This is a genomic window from Kitasatospora sp. MBT66 (assembly GCF_000710405.2).
GTDB lineage: Bacteria > Actinomycetota > Actinomycetes > Streptomycetales > Streptomycetaceae > Kitasatospora > Kitasatospora purpeofusca.
Window position 1 is genome coordinate 830422 of record NZ_JAIY01000006.1, and the last position, 23469, is coordinate 853890.

A 23469-nucleotide genomic window follows, 5' to 3' on the forward strand; every position below is an offset into this window, starting at 1 on the left:
CGCTCGCGCTCGGCGACGGCGGCCGCCTCGCGGGCCGCGGCGAGCTCCCGCTCGACGGCGGCGAGCAGTTCCCCGGCGTCCTCGTGCGCGGTGTCGGCCCGTTCGCCGTCCTCGGTCTCGGCGTCGACCCTGGCCTTCAGTTCCTCGTACTCCTCGCGGGCGGCCCCGGCACGTTGCAGCGCCTCGTCCCGGGCCTCGGCGAGCCGGCCGATCTCGGCCTCGGCGGCGGCGGCCTTGGACCGGGCGGCGGCGGCCTGGCCCTGGAGCCGGGCCAGGCCCTCGCGGCGGTCGGCGATGGCCCGGGCGGCGTCCTTGAGCCGGCGTTCCTCGGCGACGAGGGCGCGTTCCAGCTCGGCCTTGGTGTCGACCGCCTCGTCCAGCGCCTCCTGGGCCTGTTCCAGGGCCTCGGCCAGCGCGGCCTCCTCCTCCCTGACCCGTTCGGCCTCGCGCTCCAGCTCCTCCGGGTCCCGGCCGCGCCGCTCCTCGGACTGCCCGCCGGCGGCCGCGTGCCGGGCCTTCGCCCCGGCCAGTCCGACGGTGCCGCGGGTGCGTTCGGCGAGGGCGGAGAGCCGGTACCAGGTCTGCCGGGCCGCCTCCAGGCCGGGGCCGAGCTGCTGGACCTGCGCCTCCAGCACGGCCTCGCGCTGGATCGCCCGGCCGAGTTCCTGCTCGACGGTGGAGCGGCGCAGCCGCAGGGCCAGTTCGTCGGCGATCTCCGCCTCGACGGCCCGGCGCAGGCCGAGCAGGTCGTCGGCGAGCAGCCGCAGCCGGGCGTCGCGCAGGTCGGCCTGGATCCCGGCGGCCCGGCGGGCGATCCGGGCCTGTCGGCCGAGCGGGCCGAGCTGGCGCCGGAGTTCGGCCACCAGGTCCTGGACCCGGTTGAGGTTGACCTGCATGGCGTCGAGCTTCCGCAGCGCCTTCTCCTTGCGCTTGCGGTGCTTGAGGACGCCGGCCGCCTCCTCGATGAAGGCGCGCCGGCCCATCGGGTCGGCCTGGAGGACGGAGTCGAGCCGGCCCTGCCCGACGATGACGTGCATCTCGCGGCCGATGCCGGAGTCGGAGAGCAGTTCCTGGATGTCCAGCAGCCGGCAGGTGTCGCCGTTGAGCGCGTACTCGCTGCCGCCGTTGCGGAACATCGTCCGGGTGATGGTCACTTCGGCGTACTCGATCGGCAGGGCGCCGTCGGTGTTGTCGATGGTGAGGCTGACCTCGGCCCGGCCGAGCGGGGCGCGCCCGCTGGTGCCGGCGAAGATGACGTCCTCCATCTTGCCGCCGCGCAGCGACTTGGCGCCCTGCTCGCCCATCACCCAGGAGAGCGCGTCGACGACGTTGGACTTGCCGGAGCCGTTCGGCCCGACCACGCAGGTGATGCCGGGCTCGAAGCGCAGGGTGGTGGCGGAGGCGAAGGACTTGAACCCGCGCAGCGTCAGACTCTTCAGGTGCACGCGCCGCTCTCCTCGCCCCTCGCTCGCGGACCCTGGCCGGGGCCCTGCGGCGACTGTATCCGCCTCCCCCACCGGGACCTGCGGCGATCGCGGCCGGACACGACGAAGGGACGCCACACGGGGCGTCCCTTGCAAGCTGCGTCCCTTTCGGGGCGGCTCGGTGCACAGCGGCGTCGATCGGGGATCGGGCGGAACTCAGGTGAGAGCCGGCTCCCGCTGATCCAGATCGATGCTGTTGAGCAACGAGTGCTCGTCGGCGACAGCGGTGAGTGCGTCGTTCACAGCCTGCATCCTGATGAGCTCGGCTTCGAGATCCTGGACGCGCTGCTGCAGCCGTCGCATCTCGGAGAGCATTCGCGGGTCGGGGCCGCCGACGTACCCGAGAAGCGCCTTTGCCATGATGAATGGTCCTCCACGCTGAGTGACCGAACCGGAACGGTACAGGTCTAGGGGGAAGGGGGACGCACGCGCGGCGTGCACCGGCAGTGCTGGCTGGGCACTACGGCACAACCACCGTGAGCTGGGCCCACGGGGGCATGCACCTACCGGAATAACGCGGTCGTGTGCGCGGGTTTCCAGCGTCTCACCAAAGACGGTACGGGTCAACACGATCACCGCACGCTACCGCGCCCCTGTCACCTGCCTGGCGGTGTCGTCACGCCCGGCGGCTCCGAAGGGGGGTCCACCACATGCTCGTGGATCATCGTTCGATGCGGAGTCAACCACGAGTCTGCCCGGATGGCAACCGTACGACACCGCCGGTTGACGATCGTTTTCGATCGACCGGCCCGGGCCCCGTCCGAGGCGGGTTCTCAGCGGATCTCGAAGGTCCCGTACCCGGGTCCGACGGCGGTCCAGATCTCGGTCACCCCGCTGACCCGGCCCGGTGTGTCCGGGCCCCTGAGCAGCGCGAGCAGCTGCTCGCAGTCCGGGGCGAGGCCCTCCGCCACCACCTGCACCCGGCCGTCGCCGAGGTTGCTCGCGTAGCCGGTCAGGCCGATCTCCAGCGCCCGCGCCCTGGTCCACCAGCGGAAGCCGACCTGCTGCACCTTGCCGCGTACCCAGGCGGTGACGCGGACCGGCTCGTCACTGTGGGCGTCGCGACCGTGCATGCCCCCGACCCTATCCGCCGCGGCGGCGGCCCGCGTCACGGCGGAGCCGGTACGACGACGCCGCCCCCGGCCGGTCGTGGGACCGGCCGGGGGCGGCGGGATCGGGCGGGCGGGACGGCCGGGTCAGAAGCCCCCGCCGAAGTCGCCGCCGCCACCGAAGTCGCCACCGCCACCGCCGAAGTCCCCGCCACCGCCGTCGAAGCCGCCGCCGAAGTCGGAGGAGTCGAAGTCGGCACCGGACTGGTCCCCGCCCTCGTAGCCGGAGCCGGCGTCCGCCGGGCCGTACGCGTAGGCCGGGGTGGCCATCATCGAGCCGAGCATGGTGCCGACCAGCAGGCCCGGCAGCAGACCGCCGCCGCCGAAGCCCCCGAAGTAGCCGCCGGCCCAGGGGCCGTACGCCGGGCCCGCGTTCCAGTACGGCTGCGGGCCGTGCTCGGTCGGCACGGTCCGGATGTCCGGGTCCTGCCCGGCCGCCAGCCGGTCCGCGTCCGCCCGGCAGACCGGGACGGCGCGGGCGGCGCCGCCCGCCGGGGCCCAGTCGGCGTCCTTGACCGACGGGCCGTGCCGGGGGTCGAAGAAGCACGGGGGACGCCGCTCGGGCAGCGGGTGCCCGTCCCGCCGGGCGGCCAGGGTGGCCAGCGCGAACCGGCCGTCCTCCAGCGCCTCGGCGACCGGCTTGACGTCCTCCGGCCCCTTGGCCTGGTCCATCAGCAGTTTGGCCCGCTCGTAGGAGTCCAGGGCGTGGGTGTAGTCGCCGCGCTGCACCTCGTCGGCGTCCGGCGCGGACGGCACGAAGTCCAGCCGGTCCAGCTCCTCGCCGTAGGCGGTGATGTCCTCGTCCACCACCCGGCGGACCTGGGCGAGCTCGGCCCGGCGCTGCTCCTCCTTGCGCCGCTTGGAGCGGCGGAACAGCAGGAAGACCCCGGTGCCGGCCAGCGCCAGCAGGGCCAGCGGGACGGCGATCGCGGCGGCCGAGACCCCGCCCGCCGTGCTGTTCACACCGTGCCCCTTGACCTGCGGGGCCGCGGTGTCCACGAAGTCGTTGAGGGTGGCGTCGATGTCGCCGGGGTGCGCGCGGAAGGACGCGCCGGCGATCCGCTGGGCGCTCGCAGTGGGCAGCGCCTCCTTGTCCGAGCGGGCCTGGAACTGGTCGCCGCGCCAGATCGCGTAGGTGCCGGTGATGCCGACCTTGGTACGCAGGTCGTCGAAGACGGTCGAGGCGCCGTACGGGTCGGCCGCGGGGACCACCGCCACGAAGATCGGCTTGTCGGCCTTGCGGATCTTCTCGGTCAGCGCGTCGGCCTGGCCCTGGCCGAACCGGCCCGCCATCGCCGGGTCGACGTACACCCGGCCCTGCTTGAGCGCGGCGGCCGCGTCGTCGAGACCGCCCGCCGCCGAGGCGGCCGGCGCCAGCAGGAGCAGCAGCCCGAGCAGCGCCGCCACCAAGGCCAGCGGCCCGGCGCCCCGGGAACGTCGTCGAGCAAGGGTTCTCATGCCACCGACGCTACCGCGACCGGTCCCCCGGCAGGGCATACCGGCCGGGTACGGAGCGGACCGGCACCCCCACCGTCCGCCGGGGTGGGTCCCCTTCCACGGGATGATCTTTCCTCCGGCCGCCCGGAACCGCGGTCCGGGCGGGAACCCGGCCACCGGCCCGGTCGTACCTCCCGGCGTGTCCCGGCGGGCGCGGAGCCCGTCCCCGGGCGTCCCGGCCGTACCGCGCGACCAGGCATAGTGGTGGCCGAACGGTCACCCGTGCCCCCGACCGTCCTGTCCCGTCCCTCCTGATCGGAGCACGTGTGATCATCGGCCTCGTCACCGCTGTGGCGGCCTCCGCCTGCTACGGCACCGGTTCGGTCCTGCAGGCCGTGGGATCCCGGCGCTCCGCCCGCGAGGAGGCCGCCAAGGGCGGCGACTCCGCCGGCACCACCGCGCACGGCGGGCCCAGCCTGTCCTCCACCGCCAAGGCCGCCGTGACCTGGGAGTTCATCCTCGGCACGGTGCTGGACTTCATCGGCTTCGGACTCGGCGCGCTGGCCGCCCGGCTGCTGCCGCTGTTCCTCTCCCAGACCATCATCAGCGCCAACCTGGTGATCACCGCGGTGCTGTCGATCAAGCTGCTCGGGATCCGGCTCAAGCAGTTGGAGTGGGCCTCGATCGGCGTGCTCTGCTCGGCGCTCGTCCTGCTCGCCGTCTCGGCCGGCCCGGAGGGCGGGCACCACGCCGAGATGTCCTTCCACTGGTGGCTGCTGGTGATCACCACCGTGCTGCTGGTGGGCGGCGGACTGCTGGTGCGCCGGATGGGAGCCAACGGCGCGATCGTGGCCGGTCTGCTCTCCGGCCTCGGCTTCGGCGCGCTCGGCGTCGGTGTGCGGATCCTGAACGGCGTCCAGCCCTTCGACCTCGGCAGCCTGCTCTCCGACCCGGCGCTGTACGCGATCCTGGTCGGCGGCATCGGCGGCATGTACGTGCACACCGTGGCCCTGCAGATCGGCTCGGTGAACGGCGCCACGGCCGCCCTGGTGGTCGGTGAGACGGTGCTGCCGGGCGCGGTGGGCGTGCTGTGGCTCGGCGACTCCACCAAGGCCGGGCTGGGCTGGCTCGGCGTGGCCGGCTTCGTGCTGGCGGTGGTCTCGGCGGTCGGTGTCGCCTACTTCGGCCAGGACACCCACGGCGGCCTGCCCGACGGCGAAGCGGCCCACCCCGAACTCGCCGACCGCTGACGCCGGGGCCTGAACGGGCGCCGGGGGCGGCGGTGCCTCGCCCCGCCGCCCCTTCCGGCCCCTTCAGGCCCGCTCAGCCCCCGTCGCGCACCCGCGGAACCCGCTGGCAGCGGGGGCAGAAGTAGCTGGACCGGTTCATCCAGGCGGCCCGCCGGATCGCGGTGCCGCAGCGGCGGCAGGGTTCGTCCTCCCGGCCGTAGGCGTCCAGGTCCCGGGAGAAGTAGCCGCTCTCGCCGTTCACATTGACGTACAGGCTGTCGAAGCTGGTGCCGCCGACCGCCAGCGCCGCCGTCATCACCTCACGGGCGTTCGCCAGCAGCAGCGCCGCCTGCGGCCGGGTGAGCGTCGCGGACGGCCGGTCGTAGTGCAGCCGGGAGCGCCACAGCGCCTCGTCCGCGTAGATGTTGCCGACCCCGCTGATCAGCGTCTGGTCCAGCAGCGCCCGCTTGACCGTGGTGCGCCGGGCACGCAGCGCCGCGACGAAGACGGCGTCGTCGAACCGGGCGTCGAGCGGGTCGCGGGCGATGTGGGCGATGGAGACCGGGGTGCCCTCGGGATCGCCGTCCTCGGCCTCCTCGACCGCCAGCCCGCCGAAGGTCCGCTGGTCGACGAAGCGCAGCTCGCGCCCGCCGTCGGTGAACCGCAGCCGGACCCGCAGATGCTTCTCGTCCGGCACGGCCGGGTCCTGGACGAGCAGTTGGCCGCTCATGCCGAGGTGGCCGATCATCGAGAAGCCCTGGCCCCGCCCGGCCAGCGGCACCCAGAGGTACTTGCCGCGGCGCTGCGCGGCGCCGAACGTCGTGCCGGTGAGCCGGGCCGCGAAGTCCGCCGCACCCGCCGACTGGCGGCGGACCGCGCGCGGGTGCAGGACGTCGACGCCGGCGACCGTCCGCCCGGCGACCCAGTTCGCCAGACCTCGGCGGACGACCTCGACCTCGGGAAGTTCGGGCACGGGAACACGCCTCCTGCGGAACGGACTGGGCTCTGCAGGAGGAAGGCTACTGCGTGCTCAGGCGCCGCTCGGCAGCCGGTCGGCGTGCTTCTCCTTGATCGCGCGCCAGGCGCTCTCGGCGGCCTTCTGCTCGGCTTCCTTCTTCGAGCGGCCGACGCCGCTGCCGAAGTCCTCGCCGGCCACCCGGGCCGCCGCGGTGAAAGTCTTCTCGTGGTCCGGACCGGACTCCTCGACCACGTACTCGGGCACTCCGATGCCCACCGAGGCGGTGAGCTCCTGGAGGCTGGTCTTCCAGTCCAGGCCCGCGCCCAGCTGAGAGGATTCCTCGATCAGCGGGTCGAACAGGCGGTGGACGAACTCGGTGGCGGCGTCCAGGCCCTGGTCCAGGTAGACCGCGCCGATGACCGCCTCGACCGTGTCGGCGAGGATCGACGACTTGTCGCGGCCGCCGGTGCCCTCCTCGCCCTTGCCGAGCCGGATGAACACACCGAGGTCCAGACCCCGGCCGACATCGGCGAGCGCGCGCGAGTTGACCACCGCGGCGCGCAGCTTGGCGAGCGTGCCCTCGGGAACGTCCGGGTGGACGCGGTAGAGGGTGTCGGTCACCACCAGGCCCAGCACCGAGTCGCCGAGGAACTCCAGGCGCTCGTTGGTGGGCAGGCCACCGTTCTCGTACGCGTACGAGCGGTGGGTCAGGGCACGCACCAGAAGGGCGCGCTCGAGCGTGTACCCGAGGCGCCCTTCCAGGACGTCGTATTCGGTCGAAGCCGGCCCGCCGGCCTTACCACCGCCCGAAGGGGCCTTCGGTGCGCTGGTCGCCTTGCGGGAAGAGTTACTGTCCGACATCGATCCGTACACCCCGCCGATCAGACCGAGAGGACCTGGCGACGGTTGTACGTGCCGCAGCTGGGGCACGCGATGTGGCCCAGCTTCGGCTCGTGGCAGCGGTCGCACGCCACGAGGGCCGGGACAACGGCCTTCCAGTTGGAACGGCGGTGGCGCGTGTTGCTGCGCGACATCTTCCGCTTCGGAACAGCCACGGCTACTTCTCCTGGTTCTCGGCGAGACCCTCACGGGTACCGCTGTTCTTGGTTCCGTCACCCTCGTCGCCGGGGGCGGCGGAGAGTCCCTGCAGAGCCGCCCACCGGGGGTCGGCGGCATCGTGGTGGTGCGCCGGGTCGTCGCTCAGGCGCGCCCCGCATTCGGAGCACAGGCCCAGGCAGTCTTCCTGGCACACCGGCTGCAGCGGCAGTGCGAGCACCACCGCGTCACGCAGCACCGGCTGGAGGTCGAAGAAATCGCCCTCCAGGCGGTAAGTCTCGTCTTCCGAGTCCTCGTCGAGGTCCTCGGCCCCGGAGGTCCGGGCGCGGTGGCGCTCGTCGGACTCCGGGTAGTAGTACAGCTCCTGGAAGTCCACGTCGAGGTCGAACTCGACGGGCTCCAGGCACCGGACGCACTCGCCCTCGACCACGGTCCCGGCGGTGCCGGTGACCAGCACGCCCTCGACCACGGACTCCAGGCGGAGCTCCAGCTCGATCTCGCTCTTCTCCGGAACACCGATCACATCGATGATCCCCAGGCCCTCGGGGGCCTCCAGGGTGCGGGACACCTTGCGCAGCGCACCCGGACGACGGCCCAGCTCGTGCGTGTCGAACACGAGGGGGTCGCGGTGGTCGAGGCGGTTCAAGATGTCCTGACTTCCTGAGGGGGATCTGGTGCGCGGCGCTGCTCTTCGGGCGGTTCGCGGGCAGACCTGCGGCCCGACACGGAGAGGCCGGAGTGGTCAGACTACCCGAGTCTCCCGCCAGGCCCAACTTCGCTCCCGGCCGCGGGGCCGGGAGCGGGGAGCGCGCCCGTCCTACCGGCCGCCGAGCTCCCGCAGCCGGGTCATGTCGATCATGCTGGTGTCGAAGAAGCTGGTCTCGTCCAGTCCGGCCTGGTTCTGCTGCGGCACCGGCGCCGGCGGGTTGGCCGGCTGCTGCGGGTAGTCGTAGCCGCCCCCGCCGTACTGCTGCTGCTGCTGTTGCTGCTGCTCGTAGCCCTGCTGCTGCGCCGGGTAGCCGTAGCCGGCCTGCTGGCCGTCGGAGTAGCCCTGGTGCTGCTGCTGGTACCCGCCGGTCTCCGGGCCCTGGTGGCCCCACTGGCCGCCGTAGGGGTCCGCTCCCTGGCCGGCGGCCGGGTCGAAGCCGCCGCCGTACACCTCGGCGTACTGGGCGCCGCCCTGCTGGGCCACCGCGTACTGGTCCGCGCCGGGCGCCTGCCAGCCGGCCGCGGCCGGGGTCTGCTCCGGCCAGGTCTGCTGCTGCGGCACCTCCTCGCGGTACCAGGCCAGCTCGCTGCCGTCCGAGTCCGCGGCGAAGCCGGCCGCGACCGCCTCGGCGCGCTCCTTGGCCTGCTGCGCCTCGTCGGCGGCGGCCAGGTAGGCGCCCAGCTCGTCGATCGGGCGCTTGCCGAGCAGCTTGTCGCGGCCCTTGCCGACCGCCTCCAGGGTCGCGCTGAGCACGTTCTCCAGGGTGGCGAGCTTCACATCGACGTACTCGTCGACCTCGGGGCTGGGGCTGATCCGCTGCGGCCGGAACTCCTCGCCGTCGGTCTCGGCCTCGTACTCGACCTCGAAGACGCTGCCGTCGCCGCGCAGCTTGGTGCGGCCGCGGCCGACCGCGCCGAGCGTCTTGGTGAGCACGACCTCGAAGTTGGCCAGCTTGCTGTCCACGTAGTCGTCGGCCTCGGTGCGCTTGGTGTCGACCTCGGCGCGGGCCTCGGCGAGGATCCGGTCCGCCTCGGCCTGGGCGCGCCGGACCACCTCGGTGTCGGAGATCAGCGAACCGCGCTCGGCGTGCGCGCCCTGGATGATCCGGTCGGCCTCGGCGTGGGCGCCGGCGACCATCGAGTCGTGGTCGGCCACCACCGAACGGGCCTGGGCCAGCTCGGCCGGCAGGGCCGACCTGAGGTCCTGGAGCAGGCTGATCAGCTCGGCACGGTTCACCACGCAGGAGGCCGACATGGGCATCGAGCGGGCGTTCTCGACGGCCGCCACGATCTCGTCGACCTTGTTCTGCACGTCCACGGGGATTCGTCTTTCCGTGTGCCGCCGAGGTCCGGCGGAGGCAGCGCCCGGCGCGGTGGACGTCACCGCAGGGCAGGAATACAGACTGTACGGCCAGCGCCGGGCGAGCTCACAACGCCCGGACCGGGCCGCTCCGCCAGCTGCCCGGCATACCGTGACGAACCGGCAGAAACGGACGGGCGGTCACCGTGGACCGGCCGCCGCCCGCCCTCCTCCGGACCGCTCCCTACTGCTGGGCCCGCCGCTCGGCGATCCGCTCGACCAGCCGGCGGTGCACCGTCTCCGGCAGCAGGTGCGAGACGTCGCCGCCGTAGGAGGCGACCTCCTTCACCAGGGTCGAGGAGAGGAAGCTGTACGTCGGCGAGGTCGGCACGAAGAGCGTCTCGACACCGGTCAGGCCGTGGTTCATCTGCGCCATCTGCAGCTCGTAGTCGAAGTCGCTGACCGCGCGCAGGCCCTTGACGATGGCCGGGATGTCCCGCTCCCGGCAGAAGTCCACCAGCAGGCCGAGGTGCGACTCGACCACGATGTTCCCGTACTGGGCGGTGGTCTCCTCGATCAGCGCGATGCGCTCCTCGATGGTGAACATGCCCTGCTTGTTCCGGTTGATCGCGACCGCGACGTGCACCACGTCGTACAGCTTCGAGGCCCGCTCGATGATGTCGAGGTGACCGTTGGTGATCGGGTCGAAGGACCCGGGGCAGACGGCGCGGCGCATGGCGTGTGTGCTCCCTCGTGGGGTGACGTGATTGCTGCGGGCCCCGGGCCCGCTAGGGGTGGTCGCGGGGCTCGTCGGCGGCGCGACCGTACCAGAGCGTGCCCTCGCCGTAGCGACGGGAGCGCAGCTCCTCGAAGCCCTCCGGCCAGCCGAACGCACCACCGCGGGTGCTGCGCTCCACGGTGACGAGTACGTCCTCCGCGAGCCAGCCCCCGGCCGACAGTGTGATCAGCATCTCCCGGACCTCGTCGTCGGTCACCACGTACGGCGGGTCGAGGAAGACCAGGTCGTAGGGCTCCTCCGGGGCCGGCCCGGCGACGACCTTCTCGGCCCTGGCCGCCTGCACCAGCGCACCCGGCAGGCCGACCGTCCGGACGTTCTCCCGGATCACCCGGGCCGCCTGGGCGTCCGCCTCGACCAGCAGTACGTGTGCCGCCCCGCGCGAGAGCGCCTCCAGGCCGACCGCGCCCGATCCGCCGAACAGGTCCAGCATCCGGGCGCCGTGCAGGGTGCCGCGCAGCGCCTCCAGAGTGGAGAACATCGCCTCGCGGGCCTTGTCGGAGGTCGGTCGGGTGCCCCGGCCGGGCGGTACGGCCAGTCGGCGGCCGCCGGCCGCCCCGGCGATCACGCGGGTCATGGTGGTGGAGGGTCCTTTCGTCGCTGCCCGACCACGCTATCCCGATCACCGCCCTCCGCTCACGCCGAAGGGGCGCCCGCGCGGGACGCCCCTCCGGTGCCACCCCCCGGTCGGGTCAGCTCGCCTCGGAGCCCGCCGCCCGGTCCGGGGCCGCCGCGCCGAGCAGCGAGGGCGAGGCGTAGCGGGACCAGGACAGGCAGCCGTCGGGCGGGCAGTACTCGGGACGGCGCGGGTCGTGGCCGAGCTCGCGGAGCTTGGTGCGGACGGAGTCGGGCGTGCGGCCGAAGCGGGCGGCGATCCGGGCGACCGTCTCGCTCTCGTGGAAGCGCCGGACCAGCTCCTCCTCGTGCTGCGGCACCCAGGGGGCGCCGTGGCCGGGGTAGAGCTCGCGCAGCACGTCGCGGTCGGGGATCGGCTCGGAGACGTCGGCGACGATCGCCAGGGCCCGGAGCGCGCGGTTGAGGGCGATCCGCAGCGAGGCGACGTCCTCGACCGGGAGCCGCAGCTTGCCGGAGGCGAGCGGGGTGGCGGCGGCCCCCTCGCGCCAGCCGGCCAGGGTGAGGGTGACCTCGCGGTCGTCGTCGCTGGCGAGTTCGATCCGGAAGACCTTGTCGCCCAGCGGGAGCTCGTTGAGATGACGGAATGCCATTGGCTAAACCCCCAAGTGTCGTGCCGGGAAGGCACCTTGGGGGTGCGTCCCGAACACCTTCATTCTCTCCCGGGGGTCTGACAATCGGGCCCGGCCGAGGGCCCGGCGGGCAGGTCCGGCGGATGGCCCGGCCGGCCCTGCCCGTGCCCGTCAGCCCTTCTCCATGTAGGCCGCGCGGTCCTCGTCCAGCAGGCTGGCCAGGGCCGTGCGCAGGTCCGGATGCTCGGTGAGTTCCGGGTCCTCGGCGACCAGCCGGGTGGCCTCGGCCCGGGCGGTCACGATGACCTCCTCGTCCTCCAGCACCGAGAGCACCTTGAGCGAGGACTTCACCCCGGACTGCGCCTGGCCCAGCACATCGCCCTCGCGGCGCTGCTCGAGGTCGATCCGGGACAACCGGAAGCCGTCCAGGGTCTCCGCCACCGCGTCCAGCCGGGCCCGGGCGGGACTGGCCGCCGGCATGTCGGTGACCAGCAGGCAGAGCCCGGGGGCGGAGCCCCGCCCGACCCGGCCGCGCAGCTGGTGCAGCTGGGAGACGCCGAACCGGTCCGCGTCCATGATCACCATCGCGGTGGAGTTCGGCACGTTCACCCCGACCTCGATCACCGTGGTGGCGACCAGGACGTCCACCTCGCCGGCGGCGAACCGGCGCATCACCTCGTCCTTGGCCTCCGGTGCCAGACGGCCGTGCAGGATCTCCACCCGCAGCCCGGCCAGCGGGCCCGCCACCAGCTTCGCGGTGGTCTCCACCACGGACAGCGGGGGCCGCCGGTCGCCGTCGGCCGCCGCGCCCTCGTCCGGCGCGTCGTCGAGCAGTTCCTCCAAGTCCTCCGCCGGACGCCGCCTGCGCTTCGCGCCCTTGGCCGGCTCCGGCTCCTCGTCGCCGATCCGCGGGCAGACCACGTACGCCTGGTGGCCCTTGGCCACCTCCTCGCGCACCCGCTCCCAGGCCCGGGTCAGGAAGTTGGGCTTCTCCACGGCCGGCACCACATGGGTGGAGATGGGCGAGCGCCCGGCCGGCAGCTGGTCCAGGACCGAGGTCTCCAAGTCCCCGAAGACGGTCATCGCGACCGTGCGCGGGATCGGGGTGGCCGTCATCACCAGCAGGTGCGGCGGCTGCTCGCCCTTGGCCCGCAGCGCGTCCCGCTGCTCGACGCCGAACCGGTGCTGCTCGTCGACCACGACCAGGCCGAGGTCCTGGAACTGCACCTTGTCCTCGATCAGGGCATGGGTGCCGATCGCGATGCCGGCGTCCCCACAGGCCATGTCGAGCAGCGCCTGCCGCCGGGCCGGCACGCCCATCGACCCGGTGAGCAGCGCCACCCGGGTGCCCAGGTCAGAGCCGCCGAGCAGACCGCCCTCGGCGAGGTCGCCCATCATCTCGACGATCGACCGGTGGTGCTGCTGGGCCAGCACCTCGGTGGGCGCGAGCAGCACCGCCTGCCCGCCCGCGTCGACCACGGCCAGCATGGCCCGCAGCGCCACGAGGGTCTTCCCGGAGCCGACCTCGCCCTGGAGCAGGCGGTGCATGGGGTGCTCGGTCGCCAGGTCGGCGGCGATCTCGGCGGAGACCTTCTGCTGGCCCTCGGTGAGGGTGAACGGCAGCCGGGCGTCGAAGGCGTCCAGCAGGCCGCCGGGGCGGGCCGCGCGGGGCTTGGCGGGCAGGGCGGAGTCGGCGGCCCGGCGCCGGGCGAGGGCGACCTGGAGGACGAAGGCCTCGTCCCAGCGGAGCCGGTCCTGGGCGCGCTCGCGGTCGGCCTGGCTGCGCGGGCGGTGGATCAGTTCGAGCGCCTCGGGCAGCGCGATCAGGCCGTGCCGGTCGCGGAGTTCGGCGGGCAGCGGCTCGCCGACGTCGGACACGTGCTTGGTGAGCGCCGTCTCCACGCAGAGCGCGAGCTTCCAGCTGGGCATCTGGGCGCTGGCCGGGTAGACCGGGATCAGCCGGCCGGCGAACCGGGCGGCGGCGCCGTCGCCGTCCGTCTCGTCGAGCAGCTGGTAGTCCGGGGAGGCCAGCTGGCGGGCCCGGTTGAACACCCCGACCTTGCCCGCGAACAGGCCCTGGGTGCCCGGCCGCAGCTCCTTCTGCCGCCAGCCCTGGTTGAAGAAGACCAGGGTGAGGCGGCTGCGGCCGTCGGTGACCACCACCTCCAGCCGGTCGCCCTTGCGGCCGCGGAACGGGATCAGGGTGACCTTGTCGATCCGCGCCAGCACGGTGACGTGCTCGTCGACCTCCAGCTCGTCCAGGCTGGTGAGCTGGCCCCGCTCGACGTAGCGGCGCGGATAGTGGTGCAGCAGGTCCCCGACCGTGCGCAGCTTGAGACTGTCGGCGAGCACCTTGGCGGTCCGGTCGCCGACGAGCTTGGTCAGTGGTTCATCGAGAGCGCCCATCAGGCCCCTGTCTACACCACCGGACCGACAGTGCGGCCCGCACACCGCCCGGTCACTCGACGCCGATGAGCAGCGGCGCCGACTCCTGGCCGCCGTGGAAGACCACCGCGTCCACCTCCGGGCGGCTGTGCCGGGCGTGGGCGGCCAGTTGTTCGGCGAGGCGCTCGGGGGCGCCCTCGCCGAGGATCAGGGTGACCAGTTCGCCGCCGCCGCCGAGCATCCGGTCCAGCACGCTCGCGCCGACCTCGGCCAGCCCGGTGCCGATCACCGCGACGTCCCCGTCGATCAGCCCCAGCACGTCGCCGGCCTGGCAGACCCCGGCCATGGTCCAGGACTCGCCCTCGGCGACGGCCAGTTCGGCGTACCGGGTGGCGCCGGCCGCCGAGGTCATCGCGACCACGTCCTCGTCGAAGCGCCGGCCGGTCTCGTGCACCGCGAGCGCGGCCAGCCCCTGGACCGGCGAGCGGGTGGGCAGCACGGCGATCCGCACCCCCTCCTCGCGCAGCTGGTCGGCGGCGGCCCCGGCGGCGGCCCGCAGCTCGGGGTCGTTGAGCAGCAGCACCACCTCGCGGGCGGCGGCCCGGCGCACGGCGGCGGTGAGCTCGGCGCTGGCCGGCGGGCGGCCGGGCTCGGCGTGCAGCACGACCGCGCCGGCCTGTTCGCAGAGTTCGGCGAGGCCCGCGCCGGAGACCACCGAGAGCACCGCGCGGTCCCGCCACTCGGGCTCGCCCCGGCCGGCGGCGGCGCCGGAGCGGGCGGCGGCCTCGGCGAAGTGGGTGATCCGGATCTGGTGCGGGCGCCCGGCCCCGAGCCCGGCCTCGACGGCGGCGCCCGCGTCGTCGACGTGGACGTGCACGTTCCACAGGCCGTCGCCGCCGCCGACCACCAGCGAGTCCCCCAGACCGGCGAGGCGTTCGCGCAGCGCGGGCAGCGCCTCGTCGGGCGCGTCCAGCAGGTAGATCACCTCGAAGGCGGGGTGGCCGGGCCCGGGCGGGCGCACATGGAGCCGGCAGCTCTCCACCGGCCGGAGGTCGTCGCGCAGCGCGACCGGGCCCATCGGCTGGTGGCCGGCGACCGCGTCGGCGAGCGCCCCGAGGACGGCGACCAGGCCCCGGCCGCCGGCGTCCACCACGCCGTTCTCGGCCAGCACGGGGAGCTGCTCGGGGGTGTGCCGCAGGGCCTCCCTGGCGGCCCGGTGGGCGGCCTCGGCGACCTGGCCGAGGCCGCCGACGGCCCGGGCGGCCTCCCCGGCGGCGATCCGGGCGACGGTCAGCAGGGTGCCCTCGACCGGTTCGGCGACCGCCTGGTAGGCGGAGTCGGCGGCCCGCTGGAGGGCGGCCCGCAGCCGGTCGGCGTCGCCGCCCCCGGCGAGGGTCTCGGCGGCGCCGCGCAGCCACTGGGCGAGGATCACCCCGGAGTTGCCGCGGGCTCCGACGAGCGCGCCGCGGGCCATCGCCCGGACGGTCTCGGCCAGGCCGGGCGCCGGACCGGGGCCCGGGTCGGCGAAGCGGCTCTCGACGGCCGCGGCGGCCGACTCCACGGTCAGGTACAGGTTGGTGCCGGTGTCGCCGTCCGGGACGGGGTAGACGTTGAGTGCGTCGATCTCCTCGCGGGCCTGGCCGAGCGCCCGCAGCGCCAGTTGGCACCAGCTGCGCACGGCCGGGGCGTCGAGCGTGTGCAGCACCAGGTCTCCTCCGGAGTGGGACGCCGTGATGGCCTGAGGGTGAACGGCGAGGGGTGGTACGGGCAGGTTATCGGGGCCCGGACGGCGGCGGCGGACACGGCGGCCGGAGCGATCACCCCGCTGGTCATGGTAGTTTCGTCGAACGGAAGCAAGCGTTGTATGCTCTTCCGGTTGCCTGGAACAGTTCCAGGCTCTCCCCTTGGCCCGGTTCGGTTCACGTGAGTGCTCCGCTGGTCCGGCGGGGTTGTCTCACGTAAATGATTCTGAAGTCTTGGAGTGACTCCTGTGGCTGCCAACTGCGACGTCTGCGGCAAGGGGCCGGGCTTCGGCAACAGCATCTCCCACTCGCACCGCCGTACCCCCCGTCGCTGGAACCCCAACATCCAGACGGTGCGCGCTGTGGTTGGGCGGACGCCGAAGCGGCTCAACGTCTGCACCTCGTGCATCAAGGCCGGTAAGGTCTCGCGCTGACGCGCAGACCGGTATGCCGGTCCTCCAGTGAGTCGGTTCATCCTCGGGTGAACCGGCTTTCTGTTGTTCCGGTATCCGACCGACCTGATGTGGGCGGGCCCTCGGGCCCGCCCACAGGCATGTCCGGGGACGGGCTCCGGCCGCCCCGCGGGCGCGGGTTCGAGGACGGGACCTAGCGCCACTGCCAGGCGTGGTCCACCGGGCCGATGCCGGCGCCGAGCGCGAAGCCGCCGGCGATCGCGCCGGTGATGTACTCCTTGGCCGAGGCCACCGCCGCCGGCAGCTCCTCGCCCTTGGCCAGGCCCGAGGCGATCGCGCTGGCCAGGGTGCAGCCGGTGCCGTGGGTGTGCCGGTTGTCGTAGCGCGGCGCCCGGTACCAGTACTCCTCGCCCGCACCCCCGTACAGCAGGTCGGCCGCCTCGCCGTCCAGGTGCCCGCCCTTGACCAGCACCCAGCGCGGTCCGAGGTCGAGCAGCGCCTTGGCGGCGTCCAGCATCTCGCCCTCGCGCTCGACCGTCCGGCCGGTGAGCTGCGTCACCTCGTGCAGGTTGGGCGTGGCCAGGGTGGCGACCGGCAGCAGCCGCTCCCGGACGGTGGCCACGGCCTCGGCGGCGAGCAGCGCGTCGCCGTGCTTGGAGACGCCCACCGGGTCCACCACGACCGGGGCACCGACGCCGGCCAGCAGTTCGGAGACGGTCTCGACCAGCTCGATCGAGGCGAGCATGCCGGTCTTCACGGCCTGGACGCCGATGTCGTCGACCACACTGCGGAACTGGGCCCGGACGGCCTCGGCCGGCAGCTCCCAGTAGCCCTGGACGCCGAGCGAGTTCTGCGCGGTGACGGCGGTGACGACGCTCATGCCGTGGACGCCGAGGGCGAGCATCGCCTTGAGGTCGGCCTGGATGCCGGCGCCGCCGCCGGAGTCGGAGCCGGCGACGGTGAGCACGCGAGGGGGTGCGGTGGAGGACATGGCCCCCAACCTACGCGGTCAGAGCACGGCCTCCGACTCCGCCCAGCGCTCCTCGGGGACGGTCTTGAGCCGGGTCACCGCGTCGGCGATCGGCACCAGCCGGATGTCGCCCCGGCGGAGCGCGGTGAAGTGGCCGAACGCGCCCCGGTGGACGGCCTCCACGGCGTGCCAGCCGAAGCGGGTGGCGAGGACCCGGTCGCGGGCGGTCGGGGTGCCGCCGCGCTGGACGTGGCCGAGGATGACCGGGCGGGCCTCCTTGCCGAGCAGGTTCTCCAGTTCGTGGGCGAGGCGGTTGCCGATCCCGCCGAAGGTGCGGTGCCCGAACCGGTCGAGTTCGCCGTGGTCGAAGCGCATGGTGCCGGGCATCGGGGAGGCGCCCTCGGCGACCGCGATGATGGCGAACTTCTTGCCCCGGGCGAAGCGGTCCTCGACCATCCGGGCCACGCCCTCGATGTCGAACGGCTTCTCGGGGATCAGGATTCCGTGCGCACCGCCCGCCATGCCGGCGGTGAGGGTGATCCAGCCGGTGTGGCGTCCCATCAGCTCGACGACCATCACCCGCTGGTGCGATTCGGCGGTGGTCTTGAGCCGGTCGATCGCCTCGGTCGCGACGTGCACGGCGGTGTCGAAGCCGAAGGTGACGTCGGTGGCGTCGATGTCGTTGTCGATGGTCTTCGGGACGCCGACCACCGGCAGTCCGGCCTCGCTGAACAGCCGGGCGGCGGTGAGGGTGCCCTCGCCGCCGATCGCGATCAGCGCGTCGATGCCGATGTCCCGGGCGAGGGTCTTGGCGTTCTCCACCGCCCAGGCGATCCGCTCGCGCTGCACCCGGGCCGAGCCGAGCACGGTGCCGCCGAGGGTGAGCAGACCGGTGACGTCGTCGTGCGAGACCTGGCGGGTGCGGCCCTCGATCAGCCCGAGGAAGCCGTCCTCGATGCCGACGATCTCGTCGCCGTGCACATCGGTGCCGCGGTGCACCACGGAGCGGATCACCGCGTTCAGGCCGGGGCAGTCGCCGCCGCTGGTCAGGACTCCGATGCGCATGCCGACGCCTCCCCGCTCCAAGTGGTTCAGACCACAGTGGTCCAGACCACTCCTGTCGAGGACGGGTGGCCGGGCTGTGGGTCAAGCCTATGCGCACACCCCGCCGGGGACCGGTTCGTACGAGCGCCCGGGAGCGTCGCACGCCCCCGTCGTACGCCCCCGCACCGCACCGCCACCGCCCCGCCACCGCCCCGGCCGGGCGTCAACCACCTTCCCCCGCCGCACCGTTGCCGCTCCCCCGGCACCGGGCCGGTCACTCCGAGAAGTGGTCCCAGCCGCCGACCCGGTCCCAGGCCTCGCCGTCCACCGTCACCCGGCCGCCCCTGGCCGCCCGCGAGCGGCCGACGACCTCGCCCACCACCCGCCAGCGGGCGGGCAGTTGGACCCCGCGCGGGAAGGTCGCCACGATCGCGTGGTCCTCTCCCCCGGACAGCACCCACACCATCGGGTCGACCCCGACCGCCTGGCCGATGTCCGCCATCTGCGCGGGCACGTCGAAGTCGGCCGCCCGCAGGTCGATGTCCACCCCGCTCGCCAGCGCCACGTGCCCGAGGTCGGCGACCAGTCCGTCGCTCACGTCGATCATCGCGGTGGCGCCGAGCTCCGCGCCGGACGGCCCCGCGTGGTACGGCGGCTCGGGACGGCGGTGGGCCTCGACGAAGGCCCGCGGCGAGCGGAAGCCCCGCTGCAGCACCGTCAGACCCGCCGCCGACCAGCCGAGCCAGCCGGTGACCGCGACCACGTCGCCCACCTGGGCACCGGCGCGCGTCACCGGCGCGCGCCCCTGAAGGTCCCCGAGCGCCGTGATGGCCAGCGTGATGGTGTCCCCGCGCACCACGTCGCCGCCGACCACCGTCGCGCCGGCCACCTGGCACTCGTCGCGCAGCCCGTCCATCAGCTCGGTGGCCCAGGTGGTCGGCAGGTCCGCCGGCGCGACCAGGCCGAGCAGGATCGCGGTCGGCACCGCGCCCATCGCGGCGACGTCGGCGAGGTTCTGCGCGGCCGCCTTGCGGCCCACGTCGTACGCGGTGGACCAGTCCCGGCGGAAGTGCCGGTTCTCGATCAGCACATCGGTGGTCGCCACCACCCGGCCGTCCGGGGCCTTCACCACGGCGGCGTCGTCGCCCGGGCCGAGGTCGACCGCGTCGGTGAGCGGCACCCGGGCGGTCAGCTCCCTGATGAGTCCGAACTCGCCGAGCTCGCCCACGGTCCCCTGCATCTGCCGTCCTCCCGGTCGCGCCCGGTCGGGCGCCTACGTCCTGCGGTCACGCCGCCTCGCGCGCAGCGTACGCCCTCCGAAGGCGCAGAGGTCTCCCCTCCCCGGCCCACCGGGGGGTAGCGTGGTGATCAGTCTGCCGTGAGCCCGGTCGCCACCCGACACCCGACCGGGCCCGCACGGCCGCGATCCCCGTACCCAGCCGCCCGGAGGTCCCCGTGGTACAGGCCTACATCCTGATTCAGACCGAGGTCGGCAAGGCCAGCGCCGTCGCCGAGTCCATCGCCAAGATCCCCGGCGTCCTCCAGGCCGAGGACGTCACCGGACCGTACGACGTGATCGTCCGGGCCGAGGCCGACACCGTGGACGACCTCGGCCGTCTCGTCGTCGCCAAGGTCCAGCAGGTCGAGGGCATCACCCGCACCCTGACCTGTCCTGTGGTCCACCTGTAGGACCCGCATACCATCGGCGGGTGACCCGAGAACTCCGCGCCCCCCGCTTCCTGGCGGCACTGCCGGCCCCCGTTCGGTGGCTGGCGGTGCCGACCGCGCTCGCCTGCACCGTCGTGGTGCTGGTCGGCAGCTGGAGCGAGCCCGAGAAGATCGAGACACCGGACCCGGCCCCGAAGGCCGCCGGCTACTGCCGGGCCCTCGCCGCGGCGCTCCCCCAGGAGCTGTTCGGCCACCCGCGCAAGGACCCGACCCCCGCCTCGCCGTTCGTGGCCGCCTGGGCCAGCTCGCCGAAGGCGGTGCTGCGCTGCGGCGTGGACCGGCCGGAGGCCCTGAACGGCCCGGCCGCCCTGGACGTCTCGCCGATGATCGACGACGTGACCTGGTGGCCGCAGGAGCTGGGGGACGGCGGCTACCGCTACACCACCACAATGCGCAAGGCCTACGTGGAGCTCACGGTGCCCAAGGGCTCGTTCGCCAACCCGATGGACGTGGTGGCCGCGCTCTCCCCCGTGGTCGCCGCCAACATCCCCTGACCGGACCGGACCGCGCGGACCGGCGCGGAGCAGGACCGGACCGGCACGCACGGGGGCGGCCCCGGAAGCCCGGGACCGCCCCTCCGCAGCGTCCGCGCGGATTACCGCAGGCCGGTCGAGCGGCGCAGCGCCGCCTGCAGCAGCCGGTCCACCAGCTCCGGGTACGACATCCCGCTGGCCTCCCACATCTTCGGGTAGGCCGAGATCGGGGTGAAGCCGGGCATGGTGTTGACCTCGTTGACCATCCAGCTGCCGTCGTCCAGCAGGAAGAAGTCCACCCGGGCCAGGCCCTCGCAGCCGAGCGCCTCGAAGGCCTCGATCGCCTGGCGGCGGATCTCGGCGGTCTCCCCTTCGGTGAGCTCGGCCGGGATCCGGACCTCGGAGGAGTCGATGTACTTGGCCTCGAAGTCGTAGAACTCGTAGCCGCCGCCGACCAGGACCTCGGCCGGGACGCTCGCCCGCGGGCCGTCCTCGAACTCCAGCACCGCGCACTCCAGCTCACGGCCGGAGACACCCGCCTCGATGATCAGCTTGGGGTCGTGGCGGCGCGCCTCCTCGATCGCGGCGTCGAGGTCGGAGAGGTCCTTGACCTTGCTGATGCCGATGCTGGAGCCGGCCCGGCAGGGCTTCACGAACAGCGGCAGGCCGAGGCCGGCGACCCGCTCGCGGACCGCGGCCCGGCCCTCCTCGGTCTCCCACTCGCGCGGCCGGACCACGGTGTAGCGCCCGACGCCGATGCCGTGCGAGGCCAGCAGGCGCTTGGTGAACTCCTTGTCCATGCCCGCCGCGCTGGCCAGCACGCCGTTGCCGACGTACGGCACCCCGGAGAGCTCCAGCAGGCCCTGCAGCGTGCCGTCCTCGCCCCACGGGCCGTGCAGCAGCGGGAAGACCACGTCCACCTCGCCGAGCGCCTTGGGGGCGGCACCGGGCTCGCTCCAGACCACCTCGCGGCTGCCCGGGTCGACCGGCAGCGCGACCCGGCCCTCGGTGGACTCGGCGACGTGCTCGACGTCCGGCAGCCGGCCGTCGGTGATCGCCATCCGGGCCGGCTCGTCGCTGACCAGCGCCCAGCGGCCCTCGTGGGTGATGCCGATCGGCAGCACCTCGTACTTGTCGCGGTCGATCGCCCTCAGCACGCTGCCCGCGGTGGAGACCGAGATGGCGTGCTCGGAGCTGCGGCCGCCGAACACGACGGCGACCCGCGGCTTCGCGGACGGGTTCTGGGAGGTCTGTTCGATGCTCATATCGCGACAGAGGGTACCCCGAGGCGGGTTTCGGGACAGTGACCGACCCGACCGGGCCCGGGCCGGAGCCCGACCCCGGCACCGGGGCGTCAGCGCCGTTCGGGCTTGGCCGAGCGGGACATCAGCGCCCGCAGCGCCTCCTGGGTGGGCCGCCCGTTGTGCACGACGTCCACCACCGCCTCGACGATCGGCATGTCGACGCCGTTGCGCCGGGCCAGGTCGAGCACCGACTCGCAGGACTTGACGCCCTCCGCGGTCTGCCGGGTGGCCGCGATGGTCTCCTCCAGCGACATCCCCCGGCCCAGGTTGGTGCCGAAGGTGTTGTTGCGGGACAACGGCGAGGAGCAGGTCGCCACCAGGTCGCCCATCCCGGCGAGCCCGGCGAAGGTGTGCGCGTCCGCGCCGAGCGCCAGCCCCAGCCGGGTGGTCTCGGCCAGCCCGCGGGTGATCAGCGTCGCCTTGGTGTTGTCGCCGAGCCCCATGCCGTTGGCCATGCCGACCGCCAGGCCGATCACGTTCTTCACCGCGCCGCCCAGCTCGCAGCCGATCACGTCGGTGTTGGTGTACGGACGGAAGTACGGCGTGTGGCAGGCCGCCTGGAGCCGCTTGGCGACCGCCTCGTCGGTGCAGGCGACCACACTGGCGGCGGGCTGCCGGTTGGCGATCTCCCGGGCCAGGTTGGGCCCGCTGACCACGGCGACGCGCTCCTGTCCGACACCGGCGACCTCGCCGATGACCTCGCTCATCCGCTTCGCGGTGCCGAGCTCGATGCCCTTCATCAGGCTCACCAGCACGGTCTGCGGCTCGATCAGCGGCGCCCAGGCGGCCAGGTTCTCGCGGAGCGTCTGCGAGGGCACCGCGAGCACGGCGAAGTCGGCCCCGGCCAGTGCCACCGAGGGGTCCGTGGTGGCCCGGACCGACGGGGGCAGCGGGACGTCCGGCAGGTAGTCGGGGTTGACGTGGGTGCCGTGGATCGCGTCCACCAGCTCCTGCCGGCGGCCCCAGAGGGTCACCTCGCAGCCGGCGTCGGCGAGCACCATCGCGAACGCGGTGCCCCAGGAACCGGTGCCGAACACGGCGCAGCGGGTCACTTGGCTTCCTCCCCTGCCTCGTCGGTGCCACGGCCGCGGCCCTCGCGGCGGGCCGCGGCGGCGGCCCGCAGCCGGGCCGCTTCCCGCATGTCGTACCGCTCCGCGGGCGGTTCCTCGCCCCGGATGTCGGCCAGCACGGCGGTGATCGCCGTCATGATGTCCTCGGTCGCGTCCCTGAGCACCTGGGCGGTCAGCTCCTGGCCCTGGTACTTGCTCAGGTCGACGGCCGGTCCGGCCGCCACGACCACCCGGTGACGCGGGAACAGGTTGAACCTGCTCTTCCCCCCGCCGCCCCGGCCGTACGGCGGGATGATCTCGTGCGCGCCCCAGTGGGCCACCGGGATGACCGGCGCGCCGGTCATCAGCGCCACCCGGGCGACGCCGCTCTTGCCGGTCATCGGCCACAGGTCCGGGTCCCGGGTGAGCGTTCCCTCCGGGTAGAACTGCACGCACTGGCCGCTGTTGACCGCGTCGATGGCGGCCCGGAAGGCCTGCGCCGCGTCGGTCGACTCGCGGAACACCGGGATCTGGCCGGTCTTGCGGAGCATGAACCCGATGAACGGGATCGAGAACAGCGAGGACTTGCCGAGGATCCGGGGCGGCCGCCCGCTGTTGTACTGCCAGTGCGCGTACACGACCGGGTCGATGATCGAGTTGTGGTTGACCGCGGCGATGAAGCCGCCCCGCTCGGGCAGGTGCTCCCAGCCCCGCCAGTCGGGCTTGACCAGCGCGGTGTTCACCGGCTTCACCAGCACGGCCGCAAAGCGGTACCAGAAGCCGTAGTCGGCGTTGCCGAAGCTGGCGTACGAGCGGCGGGCCACCCCAGGTCCTCCTCATTCGTGCGGCACGTGGGGTGCCGCGGTCGATCTCGCTTCCGCCGCCCTCTCGGGGCGCGGGCGCGGAACAGTGTCGCCCGACCGCTCACCGGCTGTCGAGCAACCCCGCCCGGACGTCCGGCGGGCGTGATCAAACGCACGTCCGCACAGTTCGGACGGCCTGGCGAGGGCTCCGGGACCGGCGTCACAATGACGCCGATGACCCAGGACACCGTACGCCCCGGCAGGCCCGTCGCGCCC

At 73.6% G+C, this 23469-nt stretch carries 24 protein-coding genes; 4 read left to right on the plus strand and 20 right to left on the minus strand.

The window, feature by feature from the left end:
• The 4 genes from BI06_RS16160 to BI06_RS52420 form a co-directional block, all read right to left on the minus strand.
• Positions 1-1445 (minus strand): AAA family ATPase (locus BI06_RS16160; protein WP_043469725.1); only part of this gene is annotated, 1445 nt, incomplete at its 3' end.
• Between the two features lie 195 nt (positions 1446-1640).
• A complete protein-coding gene (locus BI06_RS16165; protein ID WP_030396724.1) occupies positions 1641-1844 on the minus strand; it encodes a hypothetical protein in 204 nt (67 codons plus the stop codon).
• 413 nt (positions 1845-2257) lie between these two features.
• Positions 2258-2557, minus strand: coding sequence for an acylphosphatase (locus BI06_RS16170; RefSeq protein ID WP_030396723.1), 300 nt, complete (start codon positions 2555-2557; stop codon positions 2258-2260).
• A 123-nt stretch (positions 2558-2680) separates the two neighbouring features.
• Complete coding sequence (locus BI06_RS52420; RefSeq protein ID WP_030396722.1) at positions 2681-4051, minus strand: hypothetical protein; 1371 nt, start codon at positions 4049-4051, stop codon at positions 2681-2683.
• Positions 4052-4356: 305 nt separating this feature from the next.
• Here BI06_RS52420 and BI06_RS16180 point away from each other — a divergent pair, with 305 nt between their 5' ends.
• Positions 4357-5280 carry a hypothetical protein gene (locus BI06_RS16180; protein ID WP_030396721.1) on the plus strand — a complete coding sequence of 308 codons (924 nt, stop codon included), beginning with the start codon at positions 4357-4359 and terminating at the stop codon, positions 5278-5280.
• Between the two features lie 73 nt (positions 5281-5353).
• Here BI06_RS16180 and mutM read toward each other — a convergent pair whose 3' ends face one another.
• The 10 genes from mutM to BI06_RS16230 form a co-directional block, all read right to left on the minus strand.
• Positions 5354-6232 (minus strand): bifunctional DNA-formamidopyrimidine glycosylase/DNA-(apurinic or apyrimidinic site) lyase, encoded by an 879-nt coding sequence (gene mutM / locus BI06_RS16185; RefSeq protein WP_030396720.1) that lies wholly within the window; start codon positions 6230-6232, stop codon positions 5354-5356.
• A 57-nt stretch (positions 6233-6289) separates the two neighbouring features.
• Positions 6290-7078, minus strand: coding sequence for a ribonuclease III (rnc, locus tag BI06_RS16190; RefSeq protein ID WP_030396719.1), 789 nt, complete (start codon positions 7076-7078; stop codon positions 6290-6292).
• Positions 7079-7098: 20 nt separating this feature from the next.
• Complete coding sequence (gene rpmF, locus BI06_RS16195; protein ID WP_030056747.1) at positions 7099-7272, minus strand: 50S ribosomal protein L32; 174 nt, start codon at positions 7270-7272, stop codon at positions 7099-7101.
• 2 nt (positions 7273-7274) lie between these two features.
• Positions 7275-7919, minus strand: a complete 645-nt coding sequence (locus tag BI06_RS16200; RefSeq protein WP_030396718.1) for a DUF177 domain-containing protein — start codon at positions 7917-7919, stop codon at positions 7275-7277.
• A 171-nt stretch (positions 7920-8090) separates the two neighbouring features.
• Positions 8091-9299 (minus strand): hypothetical protein, encoded by a 1209-nt coding sequence (locus BI06_RS16205; RefSeq protein ID WP_043468776.1) that lies wholly within the window; start codon positions 9297-9299, stop codon positions 8091-8093.
• Positions 9300-9525: 226 nt separating this feature from the next.
• Positions 9526-10017, minus strand: a complete 492-nt coding sequence (coaD, locus tag BI06_RS16210; protein ID WP_030396716.1) for a pantetheine-phosphate adenylyltransferase — start codon at positions 10015-10017, stop codon at positions 9526-9528.
• Between the two features lie 52 nt (positions 10018-10069).
• On the minus strand, positions 10070-10654 hold the full coding sequence (rsmD, locus tag BI06_RS16215; protein WP_030396715.1) for a 16S rRNA (guanine(966)-N(2))-methyltransferase RsmD: 585 nt from the start codon (positions 10652-10654) through the stop codon (positions 10070-10072).
• A gap of 115 nt (positions 10655-10769) precedes the next feature.
• Positions 10770-11303, minus strand: coding sequence for a hypothetical protein (locus BI06_RS16220; RefSeq protein WP_030396714.1), 534 nt, complete (start codon positions 11301-11303; stop codon positions 10770-10772).
• A 150-nt stretch (positions 11304-11453) separates the two neighbouring features.
• Positions 11454-13688: an ATP-dependent DNA helicase RecG gene (gene recG / locus BI06_RS16225; RefSeq protein WP_030396713.1), complete on the minus strand. Its 2235-nt coding sequence runs from the start codon at positions 13686-13688 to the stop codon at positions 11454-11456.
• Between the two features lie 52 nt (positions 13689-13740).
• Positions 13741-15372 (minus strand): DAK2 domain-containing protein, encoded by a 1632-nt coding sequence (locus tag BI06_RS16230; RefSeq protein ID WP_043468777.1) that lies wholly within the window; start codon positions 15370-15372, stop codon positions 13741-13743.
• Positions 15373-15657: 285 nt separating this feature from the next.
• Here BI06_RS16230 and rpmB point away from each other — a divergent pair, with 285 nt between their 5' ends.
• Positions 15658-15843: a 50S ribosomal protein L28 gene (rpmB, locus tag BI06_RS46370; protein ID WP_073813963.1), complete on the plus strand. Its 186-nt coding sequence runs from the start codon at positions 15658-15660 to the stop codon at positions 15841-15843.
• Between the two features lie 172 nt (positions 15844-16015).
• Here the strand turns inward: rpmB and thiD are convergent, their stop codons facing one another.
• The 3 genes from thiD to BI06_RS16245 form a co-directional block, all read right to left on the minus strand.
• Positions 16016-16813 carry a bifunctional hydroxymethylpyrimidine kinase/phosphomethylpyrimidine kinase gene (gene thiD, locus BI06_RS16235; RefSeq protein ID WP_030396711.1) on the minus strand — a complete coding sequence of 266 codons (798 nt, stop codon included), beginning with the start codon at positions 16811-16813 and terminating at the stop codon, positions 16016-16018.
• Positions 16814-16831: 18 nt separating this feature from the next.
• Positions 16832-17857 (minus strand): ATP-dependent 6-phosphofructokinase, encoded by a 1026-nt coding sequence (locus BI06_RS16240; RefSeq protein WP_030396710.1) that lies wholly within the window; start codon positions 17855-17857, stop codon positions 16832-16834.
• Between the two features lie 253 nt (positions 17858-18110).
• Positions 18111-19076: a thiamine-phosphate kinase gene (locus BI06_RS16245; protein ID WP_030396709.1), complete on the minus strand. Its 966-nt coding sequence runs from the start codon at positions 19074-19076 to the stop codon at positions 18111-18113.
• Between the two features lie 215 nt (positions 19077-19291).
• On the opposite strand from BI06_RS16245, the gene BI06_RS16250 reads away from it, so the two are divergent.
• The gene (locus BI06_RS16250) at positions 19292-19525 is read left to right on the plus strand and encodes an Lrp/AsnC family transcriptional regulator (RefSeq protein WP_030396708.1); all 234 of its coding nucleotides are present in this window, start codon (positions 19292-19294) and stop codon (positions 19523-19525) included.
• 20 nt (positions 19526-19545) lie between these two features.
• Positions 19546-20058 (plus strand): DUF3515 domain-containing protein, encoded by a 513-nt coding sequence (locus tag BI06_RS16255; RefSeq protein ID WP_157855383.1) that lies wholly within the window; start codon positions 19546-19548, stop codon positions 20056-20058.
• A 101-nt stretch (positions 20059-20159) separates the two neighbouring features.
• On the opposite strand, the gene BI06_RS16260 is transcribed toward BI06_RS16255, so the two are convergent.
• The 3 genes from BI06_RS16260 to BI06_RS16270 form a co-directional block, all read right to left on the minus strand.
• Positions 20160-21302, minus strand: a complete 1143-nt coding sequence (locus BI06_RS16260; RefSeq protein ID WP_030396706.1) for a D-alanine--D-alanine ligase family protein — start codon at positions 21300-21302, stop codon at positions 20160-20162.
• An 89-nt stretch (positions 21303-21391) separates the two neighbouring features.
• Positions 21392-22393, minus strand: coding sequence for an NAD(P)H-dependent glycerol-3-phosphate dehydrogenase (locus tag BI06_RS16265; protein WP_043468779.1), 1002 nt, complete (start codon positions 22391-22393; stop codon positions 21392-21394).
• A complete protein-coding gene (locus BI06_RS16270) occupies positions 22390-23214 on the minus strand; it encodes a 1-acyl-sn-glycerol-3-phosphate acyltransferase (protein WP_030396704.1) in 825 nt (274 codons plus the stop codon). The genes BI06_RS16265 and BI06_RS16270 overlap by 4 nt, the downstream gene beginning before the upstream one ends.
• Positions 23215-23469: the final 255 nt, after the last annotated feature.

Bases quoted from the DNA above. Each gene is read 5' to 3' on its own strand.
- rsmD (WP_030396715.1), bottom strand. From the start codon at position 10,654: ATGACCCGCGTGATCGCCGGGGCGGCCGGCGGCCGCCGACTGGCCGTA.
- BI06_RS16240 (WP_030396710.1), bottom strand. From the start codon at position 17,857: ATGCGCATCGGAGTCCTGACCAGCGGCGGCGACTGCCCCGGCCTGAAC.
- BI06_RS16245 (WP_030396709.1), bottom strand. From the start codon at position 19,076: ATGCAGGGGACCGTGGGCGAGCTCGGCGAGTTCGGACTCATCAGGGAG.
- BI06_RS16220 (WP_030396714.1), bottom strand. From the start codon at position 11,303: ATGGCATTCCGTCATCTCAACGAGCTCCCGCTGGGCGACAAGGTCTTC.
- recG (WP_030396713.1), bottom strand. From the start codon at position 13,688: ATGGGCGCTCTCGATGAACCACTGACCAAGCTCGTCGGCGACCGGACC.
- rnc (WP_030396719.1), bottom strand. From the start codon at position 7,078: ATGTCGGACAGTAACTCTTCCCGCAAGGCGACCAGCGCACCGAAGGCC.
- BI06_RS52420 (WP_030396722.1), bottom strand. From the start codon at position 4,051: ATGAGAACCCTTGCTCGACGACGTTCCCGGGGCGCCGGGCCGCTGGCC.
- thiD (WP_030396711.1), bottom strand. From the start codon at position 16,813: ATGTCCTCCACCGCACCCCCTCGCGTGCTCACCGTCGCCGGCTCCGAC.
- BI06_RS16260 (WP_030396706.1), bottom strand. From the start codon at position 21,302: ATGAGCATCGAACAGACCTCCCAGAACCCGTCCGCGAAGCCGCGGGTC.
- BI06_RS16165 (WP_030396724.1), bottom strand. From the start codon at position 1,844: ATGGCAAAGGCGCTTCTCGGGTACGTCGGCGGCCCCGACCCGCGAATG.
- coaD (WP_030396716.1), bottom strand. From the start codon at position 10,017: ATGCGCCGCGCCGTCTGCCCCGGGTCCTTCGACCCGATCACCAACGGT.
- BI06_RS16170 (WP_030396723.1), bottom strand. From the start codon at position 2,557: ATGCACGGTCGCGACGCCCACAGTGACGAGCCGGTCCGCGTCACCGCC.